The sequence below is a fragment of the Acinetobacter sp. 243_ASPC genome (genome assembly GCF_001054715.1).
GTDB classification, from domain to species: domain Bacteria; phylum Pseudomonadota; class Gammaproteobacteria; order Pseudomonadales; family Moraxellaceae; genus Acinetobacter; species Acinetobacter soli.
Map to the genome: position 1 here is coordinate 1 of NZ_JVOR01000120.1, position 13,625 is coordinate 13,625.

The window sequence follows — 13,625 nt, forward strand, 5'->3', positions numbered from 1 at the left end:
AGAGGTGGATCAGGAAATTTGAACAACACTTATAAGTGATATTTTGCTCCCCAAATGATGTTATAAACATCAATATATGGAGTATTTTATGGCACGTAGACCAAGAAGAAATCATTCAAATGATTTTAAAGCTAAGGTAGCACTTGCTGCGATTAAAGCAGAAAAAACACTTGCTGAATTGAGTGCTGAATTTGATGTTCATCAAAACCAAATTATCGACTGGAAAAATCAACTGATTTCAGCTTCCTCGCAAGCTTTCGATCAATCAAAAGCTCCAACAGAACCACCCATCGATCTAAAAAAACTACATGCAAAAATCGGTGAGCAGGCATTAGAAATTGATTTTTTAGAAGGTGTGTTGAAGAAACTGGGCCGCTTCAACCACAAAAGTTAATCGATGACTCACTTCAGATTTCAGTATCTAAGCAAGCTCAGCTGCTGAAAGTCTCCCGTGGTTGTTATTACTATCGCCCAAAACCTGTGAGTGCATCAGATCTGAAGCTGATGCGGTGTATGGATGAGTTACATATGCAATACCCTTTTGCAGGTAGCCGTATGATGCGTGATTTGTTGAATCGTCAAGGACATCATATAGGACGACGTCATACACGTACTTTAATGAAGAAAATGGGCATTAATGCGTTATATTGCAAACCAAATTTAAGCCAGGCTAATCAAGCTCACCGCAAATATCCATATCTGCTCAAAGGATTGGCTATTCAGCGCAGTAATCAAGTGTGGTCTACGGATATAACGTATATCCCTATGGCAAAAGGCTTTGTTTATTTATGTGCTGTGATTGATTGGCATAGCCGCAAGGTACTAGCGCATAGAGTATCGATTAGTATGGAGGTTACATTTTGCATAGAAACATTAAATGAAGCTATTGAAAAATATGGTCGACCTGAAATATTTAATACAGACCAAGGCAGTCAGTTTACCAGTGATGCATTTATTGATGTATTGAAATCAAATGGCATTCAAATCAGTATGGATGGTAAAGGTCGATGGGTTGATAATGTGATGGTTGAACGATTATGGCGGAGCGTTAAATATGAAGAGGTGTATCTCAAAGCTTATAGCAGTGTCACAGATGCGAAAAAGCAATTGAGTGCATATTTTGAGTTTTATAATCTGAAACGACCTCATTCGAGTCTAGACAAAATGACACCAAATGAGTTTTACTATGATCAGCTACCCCAACAAAACAAGGTGGCTTAACTAGAGCGGAATATCACTTATAAATACGCTTTTAGTTGTTCAAACATGTGGGACCACCTCTATGCATTTAGCTGTGGATGGGAAACTGATAGGTTTGATAGCTGTTTCAGATCCAATCAAAGCAAGTACACCTGAAGCTTTGCATTCATTAAAAAATTCCGGTTTAAGAATCGTAATGGCTACAGGCGATGGCTTAACAACAGCGAAATCAGTTGGTAGCCGTTTAGGTATCGATGAAGTTTATGGAGAAGTAAAACCCGCAGATAAATTAGAATTAGTTAAGAAATTACAAAAAGAAGGAAGAATCGTAGCAATGGCTGGTGACGGAATTAACGATGCTCCGGCTTTAGCGCAGGCTGACATCGGAATTGCAATGGGGACAGGAACAGATGTCGCAATGAATAGTGCTCAAGTTACTTTGGTAAAGGGTGATTTACGCGGTATTGAAATAGCCCGTACCTTGTCGGAGGCAACTATTAAGAATATGAAGCAAAACCTGATGTTTGCGTTTCTTTATAATGCGTTAGGTATCCCTTTGGCTGCTGGTATTTTATACCCATTTACTGGATGGTTACTTTCTCCTATGATTGCAGCGCTCGCGATGAGTCTAAGTTCAGCCTCGGTTATTGGTAATGCTTTACGGCTACGTAAATAAAATAGATAATTAACTGACTACTTATTATTTTAATTATTTGTAATAAGTAGTCAGTTTTTTATAGGATAATTAATTAATTTTTAAAAATAATTTTAAAAATTATACGTCCGTTATTATAGTCTGCTTGAATTGTTGCGCCATGGACATCAAGAATTGACTTTGTAATGGCTAAACCTAGCCCGGTGCCTTCCTCAACTCGTTGTCTCGATGCATCTGTACGATAAAAACGATCAAATAATCGGTTCAACTGCTCAGATGTTAATGGTGAACTTTCATTCTCAATTGTGAATATAGTGGTATCTATATTTTTTTGAAACTGAATTTTGATTACCGAATTTGGTTTGCCATACCTAATAGAGTTTGATAGCAAATTACTAAGTGCACGACGTAACATTGAAGGATCGCCCTCAACGTAACCTTGGCCAGTTTGCTTGAGTGACATTCCTTTTTCAGCAGCAATTGCATCATAAAAATCAAATAATGCTGAGACTTCCTTGACTAAATTCACTTGCTGTAAATTCGTTTTATGTAGGCCATGTTCTGCTTTTGCAAGAAAGAGCATATCGGATACCATTCGGGCTAAACGTTCAAACTCTTCCAAATTGGAAAATAGAATTTCCTGATAGGTACTAATATCTCGACTACGTGATAAACAAACTTGGGTTTGCGTCATCAAATTATTAATAGGTGTTCTGATCTCATGAGCTAGATCAGATGAAAAATCCGAGAGTTTCCCTACCGCTGTTTCTAGCCGGTCTAACATATCGTTGAATGCGATGGCTAATGATTTCAGTTCAGTTGGAGTACTGTCTACTTCTAATCGCTCAGAAAGATGCTGAGCCGAGATACCTTCTGCAACTTTCGCCATTTTTTGAACTGGTCGTAATCCTCTCCAAGCGGCAAACCAACCTAAAAACATTAAACAAATTGTGCCTACAACGCCGATATATAATAACTGTCGTCTAAAATCATTTAAAAAGTGTTGATGTTCAGATGTATCGATCCCCACAATAATTTGGGCTGATGGAATACTAATATTATTAAAGGACTTTTTATAAACTAAGCCCCGATAGATTTTTTTTTGAATTTCCCATTCTATCCAAGGGGCTTGTTTAGATTTGACTAACGTTTGCGTCTTTATGACTGCTGGTGCTGAACTAAAAATGATTTGGCCTGTTGGACGTTCTATTTGAACAATCAGATCATGATGACCTACTAAAGCATCTTTTAAATATGTATTTAATTCATGGGTATTTGTAGGGTTCTGTTCAAGTAAATTTTCTAAAAGCTGAATTTTTCCTTCTAACTGGGTCCGGTCCTGAGTTTCAAAATGATGCATAACAAGTTGATGAATGACCAGCCCCATAATCAATAAGATGATGACAGTTGATAGAGAAAAGATAATTGCAATACGGAAGCTAATTGCATTAAACAATTTATGAGTCATCTTCTACCTCTAAGACATATCCCATCCCCCGGATGTTTTGAATTAACTTAGGGGTGAAGTTGCTATCTATTTTATTTCTTAACCGTTTAATAGCGACTTCAACTACATTGGTATCACTATCAAAATTCATGTCCCATATTCGAGAAGCAATTAAAGCACGAGGTAGAATTTCTCCACGTCTACGCATAAATAATTCCATCAATGCAAACTCTTTGGCTGTTAGGTCAATACGTTGCCCTGCACGAGTAACACGACGTTTACGTAAATCAAGTTCAAGGTCTGCAATAGTGATTAGGTTGCTATCTTCTTTTTGTTGTCCCCGACGGAGTAAGCTCTTAATTCGAGCCAGTAGCTCTGCAAAAGCAAAAGGCTTGACAAGATAATCATCAGCCCCTAATTCTAACCCTTTCACTCGATCATCAATTTGATCTCGGGCTGAAAGAAAAAGAATAGGCATGCTTTTACCGCTTTTTCTAATGTCATTAATGATATTCCAGCCGTCCAACTTAGGTAACATTACATCTAGAATAATTAGGTCATACTCTTCAGAAAGAGCCTGGTGTTTTCCTGTTAATCCATCTGTAACCCAGTCAGTAATATAGCCAGCTTCAGAAAGGCCTTGTTTAAGATAATCACCAGTTTTTTGTTCATCTTCAACTAATAAGATTCTCATTTATAAAAACCTGATTGCATTAATTAGGATCATAATAACGTTATAAATCCGTGATTCGGCGTAAATTACAAAAATGTCATTTTCATGTCATATAGATGTTTAGTGCCGGCCTTTAATGTATTCATATGAGCTAATCTTGGAGCAAAAAATGAAAACTTTATTTCGTCGTAGTTTAAATACTTTTTTATGTGTTGGGTCTTTGTTCGCTGGAACTCAGTCTTGGGCTGCAGAGGCTAAACAGACCAGTACAGTAAGTACTGCTGTTCAAGCAGATATCAAAGAACAAGGTAAGTGTCAAAAACCCTGTGATATGAAGAATGATAAAACAACTCAACAGGATCATAGCCAGCACGACCACAGTAAAATGTCCGATATGTCCCAAATGGATCATTCTAAGATGATGAATATGGACCCTTCTAAAATGGGAAATATGGATCACTCAAATATGATGAACATGGATCACTCTAAAATGAACATGTCAAATACATCAAATAAATAAAGAATACGATAAATGAGAGATTGGGGGTAAAGCAGTTAAACATGTTTTATCCCTTATCTTGATATCCGATAGGTGAAGTAAATGTCTAAAAAATTAAGTCATGTCTTTTTAATAGGAATCGGTTTATTTTCGTCGACTTGGGTTATGGCCGCGGTTAAAGAATATGATTTAACTATTGCTGAACAGACGGTGAATATAACAGGTAAGCCTTTAAAGCGAATTACGGTAAATGGTAAGTTTGTTGCACCTCTTCTTGAGTTTGAGGAAGGTGATGATGCTGTTATTCGTGTACATAACAAGTTAAAGAACCAAGATTCATCTATTCATTGGCATGGTTTAATCTTACCTGGCATCATGGATGGTGTTCCTGGATTTAATCAGTTTGATGGTATTGCACCAAATAAAACTTATGAATACAAATTTAAAGTCCGTCAAAATGGTACTTATTGGTATCACTCACACAGTAAAGGACAAGAACAGGATGGCCTATATGGCCCCCTCGTGATTTATCCAAAAAATAAAGTACCTTTATCAGTTGGCGAAAAGGCTGATAGAGATTACGTAGTTCTACTATCTGACTTCCATAATTCGACTAGTGGTCAAATTATGAGTAATCTCAAAAAAGAGGCTGATTATTACCAAAATAGAAGAGAAACGGTTTTTGATGTTTTTAAACAGATTAAAAAAGATGGCTTAAAAGCAACATGGCAAGATCGCTCTATGTGGAATCAGATGCGAATGCTTAAGACAGATATGTCTGATGTAACAAAGTATACGTTCTTGATGAATGGTAAAACCCCGGAACAAAATTGGACCGGAAATTTTAAAGAAGGAGAAAGAATTCGTCTCCGCTTCATTAATGCATCTGCAATGTCTTTTTTTGATGTAAGAATTCCTAATCTAAAAATGACAGTAGTTAGTGCAGATGGCCAGCCAGTGAAGCCTGTACCAGTTGATGAGTTTAGAATTGGAACAGCCGAAACGTACGATGTTATCGTAGAACCAAAACAGGCAAATTATCAGATAGAGGCTGAATCTATCGATCGTAGTGGTTTTTCTATTGGTACATTACATAATGAAAGTACCTTACCTGTAAAAAATATTTTGATGCCAAAACCACGTCCACGTTCTTTATTGACTATGGAGGATATGGGTATGGGGCATGATATGTCTTCAATGCAAGGTATGAACCACGATATGTCTTCTATGGGAAGCAATTCAAAAGACCAGTCAATGTCCGGGATGAGTCATGACATGTCTTCAATGCAAGATATGAATCACGATATGTCTTCAATGGGAGGCAATTCAAAAGACCAGTCAATGTCTGGAATGAATCATGACATGTCTTCAATGCAAGGCATGACACATAATATGGAAATGAATACTGCAATGACCTCACCAACACAAGCGAAAAATGGTGAAAATGTTTACGGTTGGGCGAATGCATCAACCCCAGCTGGTCTAAAAGCACTTCAATATAGTGATTTACAGTCATTAACGCCCCAAAAAGATACTCGTGCTCCAGAACGTGAAATTGAAATTCGTTTAGGTGGAAATATGGAGCGCTATATTTGGACAATTAATGGGAAGAAGTTTAATGAAACTGAACCATTCAAGGTTAAATATGGTGAGCGTATACGCTTGAAATTTGTGAACGACAGTATGATGGCTCATCCAATGCACTTACATGGCATGTTTATGCAACTAGAAAATGGCCAGGATGCTAGTAATATGCCAAATAAACATACTGTAATTGTCCCACCAGGTAAAACAGTTACAACCTTATTAACGGCAGATGAGTTAGGTGAATGGGCTATCCATTGTCATTTGCTCTATCACATGTCTGCTGGGATGATGAATAAGCTTATTGTTGCAAATGTCGATAGCAATAGTTCTGATTCAAAAGATGTTGTTGCTCAACCTATTAATAATGATAAGGGGGTAAATCAACATGCACACCACTAAAAAACTCTATTCTAAAACACTTGTATCTTTAGCCTTGTTAGGATTAACAAGTGTTGCCTTTGCCAATGATCCATCTACCGGAAATCTAGTAAATAGCTCTCAATCAGAAAGTATGAGAGTGCTGTTAAAAGAACCAGGTGGGTTAGGTTATGCTGAAAGGAATACTTATCAAAAAACAACTTCTGGTAATGATGGAGATAATAGTACAGGGTTTGAAACTGTAATTCCCAATGGTCAGAATCATGATAAGCATCTTAAAGAACATGGTGGACAAATTTTTCAAACAACAAAGTTTGAGAATGAATGGGCTGTGGATGAAGATGGTAAAGGTGCCTTAGGTTCAAAAATTGAAACTTTAATAGGTACAGATGAAAATCGCCTATTTATTGAAGCGAATTTGGATAAGTCAGAAAGCCATGACCCCAAATATGATGTGTCAGCACTTTATAGCCGCAATGTAGCACCTTTTTGGGATTTACAAGCTGGGGTGAGATACAGTGAAGATAAAAATAACAGCAACAGCGATCGAGTTGATGGTGTTATTGGGGTATTAGGGCTAGCTCCTTATTTCTTTGAAACCCAAGCTTATTTATATGGTGGGGAAAATAACTTTTGGGGAGCAAGTTTTGAAGTCGAACGTGATTTCTTGTTAACCCAGAAATTGATTACCCAACCTTACCTAGAAGTAGATGCTGTATTTAGTGATGATTCTAACTATGCTGCAAAATCAGGTTTATCAGAATTAAAAACTGGTATTAAAACGCGGTATGAGATAACTAAAAGAATCAGGCCTTTTATTGATGTGGCTTATCAATATGAAAAAGGACAAAAAGCTACCACTATGCAAGAAGCTACTGAGTCTGAAAAAGGTTGGAAATATGGTGCAGGTATCGAATTAGTTTTTTAAGGTGATATGATTTAGTATCATGAATGATAGCTTTGGCTATCATTCATGAAATTATTGCTATTTAATTTCGAATCTGTAAAACTAAAAAAGCTTAAATTTTGGTCTAAATCTATGCAGTGGTTAAAGACATGCCTATCGCTGTTTTTATCGTTTGCTATCCTGTTCGTCGGATCGGCTGCTGTTGCTTCGTCTGTACATAAGCGGTGTTTAATGCCATCTGAACAGATGCAACCTATACCAATGGAAGCATCTCAAAATCAGGATACAATGCACACTGATTGTATGAAAGTAGAGACAAAGGCCAAAAAATCTTTACATGATCCATCCTGTATGTCTGAGCAGGAGTGCATTATGTCTTTTGCCAAGATTGCGTATACCCCTTCTCCGCAAGAATTTCTGTACGCAAAGGTGTTCCCTCCTATAGAGCGATCGGCTTTTTATTCTCTGGATCAAAACCTTCCTGCTCCTTTTCCTTCTGTTCTCTGGAAACCTCCACGCTCTATCTAATTTAATGATTCATCGTCATTCATAGCATTTTTATGGATGTTCTGCGCGTGCGCGCGTATATCATTTTAGAGCTAAAAATATGAAATTTTATAAAGAAAAGCTATCTCGCAGGGTGAGATGGCCGATAGGTGTGATCTGTTTTTCTCTGGTCTATGGCCAAGTCTATGCCCAGCCACTGACCTTGGATACAGCTTTGAATCTCGCTGAGCAATATGCACCTACCCTAAGAGCAAATAGCGCCCAGATTGAAGGGGCCGAGAATGTAGTTTCAGCTTCAGGGATTTTACCCAACCCTAAATTATTTGTAGGTTTAGATAATTACCCTGTATCCGGCGATGCCGCATGGTCAGTCACACGCGAAGGTATGACTATGCAGAAAATTGGCGTGATGCAAGATTTTCCAAATCGTGCCAAAAGACAAGCTGAGGTCGATTTAGCAAAAGCTGAACTAGGTTCGGCCAATGCTCAAACTGAGATTCTGCGTATTGAGTTGCGTCAGAAAGTCGCATCTGCTTGGCTTAAGCGCTTTTATCTTGAACGTAAATTAGCACTATACGATGAACTGTTTTCAGAGAATCGATTACTTTCTCAAATTACTCAAACACAGGTCATCTCTGGTCGTACAATCATTGCCGATGCACTTGATCCAAGACAAGAAGCCACGGTATTGCTTGACCAGAAGGATGATTTACTTCGTGATTTAAATAAAGCCAAGTTGGAGTTGCATCGGTTAGTCAGTGCAGAACCTACTGAAAATCTCTCTCAAATTGAAACCTTACCTGACCAAGCACCATCTATCTACCTTGATAGATCAAAGCTATATCATCATTTGCATCAATATCCTGAATTAAAAGCATTTCAGGCAGAAAAGCAAACTGCTGAAGCAAAACTGAAGCAAGCTCAGGCTTTACAGAAACCAGATTGGGGTATTGAACTTGCTTATCAGCATCGAGCACCCGAATTTGGCGATATGATCGGGGTGCAACTAACAACAGAGCTTCCTGTGTTTTCAAAAAGACGTAGTAGTCCACTCATTCGGGCAGCTTTAGCCGAACAAAACAGGATTACTGCCGATCAAGAAGTCCAATACCGTGACCATCTCACTATGCTAGATGATGGGTTATCCGATCTTGATGCACTTGATCAGCAAATTAGACGTGCGATGCAAACAAGTATTCCACTCGCTAAACAAAAAGTGGGTTTACAGTTGGCAAGCTATCAAGCAGGTAAAAGTAATTTATCTAATGTTATTGCTGCTCGACAAGTCTTTTAGAACAGCGTTTGCGTCTCATTGATCTCCAACAGCAACAGGCTGTGACTAAAGCCCAACTTTATTATGCCTTTGAAGAACCGACCTTAAACCATGTTGAGGGGCAGCCATAATGTTAAGAAATAAATTAGCAGTTACTGTCATGGGCGTTGCGGTAATTAGTCTGGCTGCGGGTGGTGGCGCTGGATACTGGATTGCACATCAGAAATACAATCCTCAATCAGGTCCGCAACAGGCTGCCAAAGTGTTGTATTGGTATGACCCAATGAAGCCTGAACAGCATTTTGATAAACCGGGGAAATCGCCATTTATGGACATGCAACTGGTTCCTAAATATGCAAATGAAAATACTACGATGACTGAAGACAGTTATCCTGCGGTTAAGATTGATCCATCCCTCCAACAAAATTTAGCAATCCGTTATGCTTCAGTCGAACAAGCTGTGATGGGAAATGCTTTGTTAACCAATGGTATATTGCAGACCAATGAACGACAGGTAGCTATTTTACAAACAAGGGCAAGTGGTTTCGTCCAACGAGTGTACGGACATGCCGTTGGGGATATGGTGACGCAAGGCAGTCCCATAGCTGATATTTCAATACCCGAATGGACAGGAGAACAAACTGAATTTCTAGCTGTACTTCGAACTGGAGATCGTTCTCTTATTCAGGCAAGCCGACAACGTTTACAGCTTTTAGGAATCCCACAAAATGTGATTAATCAAGTCGAGCGGACACATCGAGTGCAATCCAATATGACTTTAAGTGCACCTGTGAGTGGATTTATTGATTCGTTAGAAGTCCGCAATGGAATGGCTTTAGCTATGGGGCAAACGCTTGTCACTATCAAGGGGATAAGCCCAATCTGGTTAGAAGCATCTGTTCCAGAAGCACAAATTGCCGGGATAAAACGGGGAATGAAAGTTGAAGCTACTTTTGTTGCATACCCTCAAATAGTGTCCGGTAAAGTTATTGATATTTTACCAACTTTGGATAGCACGAGTAGAACCATAAAAGTTCGTATTGAGTTGCCCAATAGAGAGGGACTGCTCAAGCCGGGAATGTTTGCTTCTGTTAAATTCTCCAACAACCCACAAAGCAATTTAGTTATACCAGAGCAAGCTGTTATACGTACAGGTACTCGGAACGTTGTCATTGTGGGACATGAGCAAGGGCGTTTTGAACCTGTTGTAGTACAGTTAGGTCAAAGTGATGGCAATAAAATTGCAATTCTACAAGGGTTGAAAGCTGGTCAGAAGGTAGTAATTTCAGGGCAATTCCTGATTGATTCTGAAGCAAATTTACAAGGTGTATTGGATAAGCTGAACACTGGACAATCGATGACTTCATCCCAAGTGGTTAAGACATCAATATATCAAGGCATTGGTAAAGTTGAAAAAGTCACAGCTCAAGACATTACCATTTCACATCAGGCGATTCCTGAGTTGGGTTGGGGGGCTATGACTATGAGCTTTAAACAACCAGTGCAACCATTTACCCAAATTCAGCAAGGCGATCAGGTCCGTTTTAGTTTTACACATGCTAGAGATACTTACGTTATTTCTGACATTTCCAAGATGTCTATGACATCTATGAAGAACTAAACGGGAGGACGATTATGATTGCCCGTATTATTCGTTTTTCAATTGCGAATCGTGTATTTGTCCTGTTAGCCGCTTTAATTCTGGCTGCTTGGGGAACTTGGGCCGTAAAGAATACTCCGGTCGATGCATTACCAGATTTGTCTGATGTACAAGTAATTATTCGAACTAATTTTTCTGGTCAGGCGCCACAAATTGTTGAAAATCAGGTGACCTACCCTTTAACAACAACCATGTTATCGGTACCTGGTGTTAAAACTGTTCGCGGTTATTCTTTTTTTGGTGACTCATTTGTTTATGTCATCTTTGATGAGCATACGGACCTTTACTGGGCCCGTTCTCGTGTATTGGAGTATCTAAATCAAATTCAAGGGAAAATGCCTGCAAATGCGAAATCTTCATTGGGACCAGATGCCACTGGCGTTGGTTGGGTTTATGAATATGCATTGGTAGACCCAACAGGACAGCATGATCTTTCGGAGCTGAGAAGCATACAAGACTGGTTTTTAAAATATGAACTGAAGACATTACCTAATGTGGCTGAAGTTGCCACAATTGGGGGAATGGTTAAGCAATATCAGGTCATCTTAGACCCAAGCAAGATGGCTGCTTTAGGTGTCACACAAAACAATGTCATTGAGGCGATTCAAAAGGCTAATCAGGAAACTGGTGGTTCAGTTCTAGAAATGGCTGAAACGGAATATATGGTGCGAGCTTCTGGTTATTTAAAAACTTTAGATGATTTTCGCCAGATTCCACTACGAACAAATAGTTTCGGTGTTCCTGTTTCTTTAGGTGATGTTGCAACTATTCAACTTGGTCCAGAAATGCGTCGTGGCATCAGTGAATTGAATGGGCAAGGTGAAACGGTTGGGGGTGTCGTGATTTTACGAGCAGGTAAAAATGCACGTGAAACGATTACTGCTGTGAAAGCGAAGCTAGCTGAATTACAACAAAGTCTACCGAAAGGTGTACAAGTTGTTCCTGTATATGATCGCAGTCAATTGATTGATAGAGCAGTAGAAAATCTCAGCCATAAATTAATTGAAGAGTTCATTGTGGTGGCTTTAGTCTGTGGACTATTCCTCTGGCATTTACGTTCAGCAATGGTGGCTATTGTTTCTTTGCCGCTTGGGATTTTATCTGCTTTCTTGGTGATGCATTATCAAGGGCTAAATGCCAATATCATGTCGTTGGGTGGTATTGCTATCGCGATTGGCGCTATGGTTGATGCTGCAATTGTAATGGTTGAAAATGCACATAAGCATATCGAAACTTGGCAACACGAACATCCTGAGCAAGTCTTGGAAGCACAAGTCCGTTGGAACATCATTACACGTTCTGCCAGTGAGGTCGGGCCAACTTTATTTTTCTGTCTACTCATCATTACCTTATCCTTCATTCCTATTTTTACTTTACAGGCACAAGAAGGTCGCTTGTTCTCACCACTGGCATTTACTAAAACCTATGCAATGGCAGCAGCAGCAGGTTTATTTATTACCTTGATTCCCGTTTTAATGGGTTATTGGATTCGAGGGAAATTACCTTCTGAACAGCGTAATCCACTGAACCGTTTTCTGATCAAAATATACAGCCCTAAGAGGTGGATCAGGAAATTTGAACAACACTTATAAGTGATATTTTGCTCCCCAAATGATGTTATAAACATCAATATATGGAGTATTTTATGGCACGTAGACCAAGAAGAAATCATTCAAATGATTTTAAAGCTAAGGTAGCACTTGCTGCGATTAAAGCAGAAAAAACACTTGCTGAATTGAGTGCTGAATTTGATGTTCATCAAAACCAAATTATCGACTGGAAAAATCAACTGATTTCAGCTTCCTCGCAAGCTTTCGATCAATCAAAAGCTCCAACAGAACCACCCATCGATCTAAAAAAACTACATGCAAAAATCGGTGAGCAGGCATTAGAAATTGATTTTTTAGAAGGTGTGTTGAAGAAACTGGGCCGCTTCAACCACAAAAGTTAATCGATGACTCACTTCAGATTTCAGTATCTAAGCAAGCTCAGCTGCTGAAAGTCTCCCGTGGTTGTTATTACTATCGCCCAAAACCTGTGAGTGCATCAGATCTGAAGCTGATGCGGTGTATGGATGAGTTACATATGCAATACCCTTTTGCAGGTAGCCGTATGATGCGTGATTTGTTGAATCGTCAAGGACATCATATAGGACGACGTCATACACGTACTTTAATGAAGAAAATGGGCATTAATGCGTTATATTGCAAACCAAATTTAAGCCAGGCTAATCAAGCTCACCGCAAATATCCATATCTGCTCAAAGGATTGGCTATTCAGCGCAGTAATCAAGTGTGGTCTACGGATATAACGTATATCCCTATGGCAAAAGGCTTTGTTTATTTATGTGCTGTGATTGATTGGCATAGCCGCAAGGTACTAGCGCATAGAGTATCGATTAGTATGGAGGTTACATTTTGCATAGAAACATTAAATGAAGCTATTGAAAAATATGGTCGACCTGAAATATTTAATACAGACCAAGGCAGTCAGTTTACCAGTGATGCATTTATTGATGTATTGAAATCAAATGGCATTCAAATCAGTATGGATGGTAAAGGTCGATGGGTTGATAATGTGATGGTTGAACGATTATGGCGGAGCGTTAAATATGAAGAGGTGTATCTCAAAGCTTATAGCAGTGTCACAGATGCGAAAAAGCAATTGAGTGCATATTTTGAGTTTTATAATCTGAAACGACCTCATTCGAGTCTAGACAAAATGACACCAAATGAGTTTTACTATGATCAGCTACCCCAACAAAACAAGGTGGCTTAACTAGAGCGGAATATCACTTATAAATACGCTTTTAGTTGTTCAAACATGTGGGACCACCTCT

The 13,625-nt window shown here is 38.9% G+C and carries 9 protein-coding genes and 3 pseudogenes; 10 read left to right on the plus strand and 2 right to left on the minus strand.

Going from position 1 to position 13,625, the window contains the following annotated elements; genetic code table 11:
• The first annotated feature begins 76 nt into the window (after window positions 1-76).
• Together ADA42_RS18175 and ADA42_RS15790 are read left to right on the plus strand one after the other, a co-directional pair.
• A protein-coding gene (locus ADA42_RS18175) for an IS3-like element ISAba14 family transposase (protein WP_100833519.1) occupies window positions 77-1,221 on the plus strand; the annotation gives its coding sequence in 2 pieces (ribosomal slippage) (window positions 77-341 and window positions 341-1,221; 1,146 coding nt in all).
• 49 nt (window positions 1,222-1,270) lie between these two features.
• Window positions 1,271-1,876: pseudogene (locus ADA42_RS15790) on the plus strand (HAD-IC family P-type ATPase); the annotation flags it as partial.
• A gap of 73 nt (window positions 1,877-1,949) precedes the next feature.
• Here ADA42_RS15790 and ADA42_RS15795 read toward each other — a convergent pair.
• Both ADA42_RS15795 and ADA42_RS15800 read right to left on the minus strand, forming a co-directional pair.
• Entirely contained in the window at window positions 1,950-3,323 is a 1,374-nt protein-coding gene (locus tag ADA42_RS15795; protein WP_048766171.1) for a heavy metal sensor histidine kinase, read from the minus strand.
• On the minus strand, window positions 3,313-3,996 hold the full coding sequence (locus tag ADA42_RS15800; RefSeq protein WP_004942904.1) for a heavy metal response regulator transcription factor: 684 nt from the start codon (window positions 3,994-3,996) through the stop codon (window positions 3,313-3,315). The genes ADA42_RS15795 and ADA42_RS15800 overlap by 11 nt, the downstream gene beginning before the upstream one ends.
• A gap of 148 nt (window positions 3,997-4,144) precedes the next feature.
• On the opposite strand from ADA42_RS15800, the gene ADA42_RS15805 reads away from it, so the two are divergent.
• The 8 genes and pseudogenes from ADA42_RS15805 (at window position 4,145) to ADA42_RS18180 (ending at window position 13,564) form a co-directional block, all read left to right on the plus strand.
• The gene (locus ADA42_RS15805) at window positions 4,145-4,495 is read left to right on the plus strand and encodes a hypothetical protein (RefSeq protein ID WP_004942901.1); all 351 of its coding nucleotides are present in this window, start codon (window positions 4,145-4,147) and stop codon (window positions 4,493-4,495) included.
• Between the two features lie 81 nt (window positions 4,496-4,576).
• Window positions 4,577-6,460 carry a copper resistance system multicopper oxidase gene (locus ADA42_RS15810; RefSeq protein ID WP_000038716.1) on the plus strand — a complete coding sequence of 628 codons (1,884 nt, stop codon included), beginning with the start codon at window positions 4,577-4,579 and terminating at the stop codon, window positions 6,458-6,460.
• Window positions 6,447-7,367, plus strand: a complete 921-nt coding sequence (locus ADA42_RS15815; RefSeq protein ID WP_004738146.1) for a copper resistance protein B — start codon at window positions 6,447-6,449, stop codon at window positions 7,365-7,367. Before ADA42_RS15810 ends, ADA42_RS15815 begins: the two co-directional genes overlap by 14 nt.
• 45 nt (window positions 7,368-7,412) lie before the next feature.
• A complete protein-coding gene (locus ADA42_RS15820) occupies window positions 7,413-7,874 on the plus strand; it encodes a hypothetical protein (protein ID WP_004942894.1) in 462 nt (153 codons plus the stop codon).
• Window positions 7,875-7,953: 79 nt separating this feature from the next.
• Window positions 7,954-9,257, plus strand: a pseudogene (locus ADA42_RS15825) (TolC family protein).
• Window positions 9,257-10,747: an efflux RND transporter periplasmic adaptor subunit gene (locus ADA42_RS15830; RefSeq protein ID WP_004999927.1), complete on the plus strand. Its 1,491-nt coding sequence runs from the start codon at window positions 9,257-9,259 to the stop codon at window positions 10,745-10,747. The pseudogene ADA42_RS15825 and the gene ADA42_RS15830 overlap by 1 nt, the downstream one beginning before the upstream one ends.
• Window positions 10,748-10,761: 14 nt before the next feature.
• A pseudogene (locus tag ADA42_RS15835) lies at window positions 10,762-12,342 on the plus strand (efflux RND transporter permease subunit); the annotation flags it as partial.
• A 77-nt stretch (window positions 12,343-12,419) separates the two neighbouring features.
• Window positions 12,420-13,564 (plus strand): IS3-like element ISAba14 family transposase gene (locus ADA42_RS18180; protein ID WP_100833519.1). Its coding sequence is split into 2 segments (ribosomal slippage): window positions 12,420-12,684 and window positions 12,684-13,564, totalling 1,146 coding nucleotides; the frame shifts between segments, so codons are not numbered across the junction.
• Window positions 13,565-13,625: the final 61 nt, after the last annotated feature.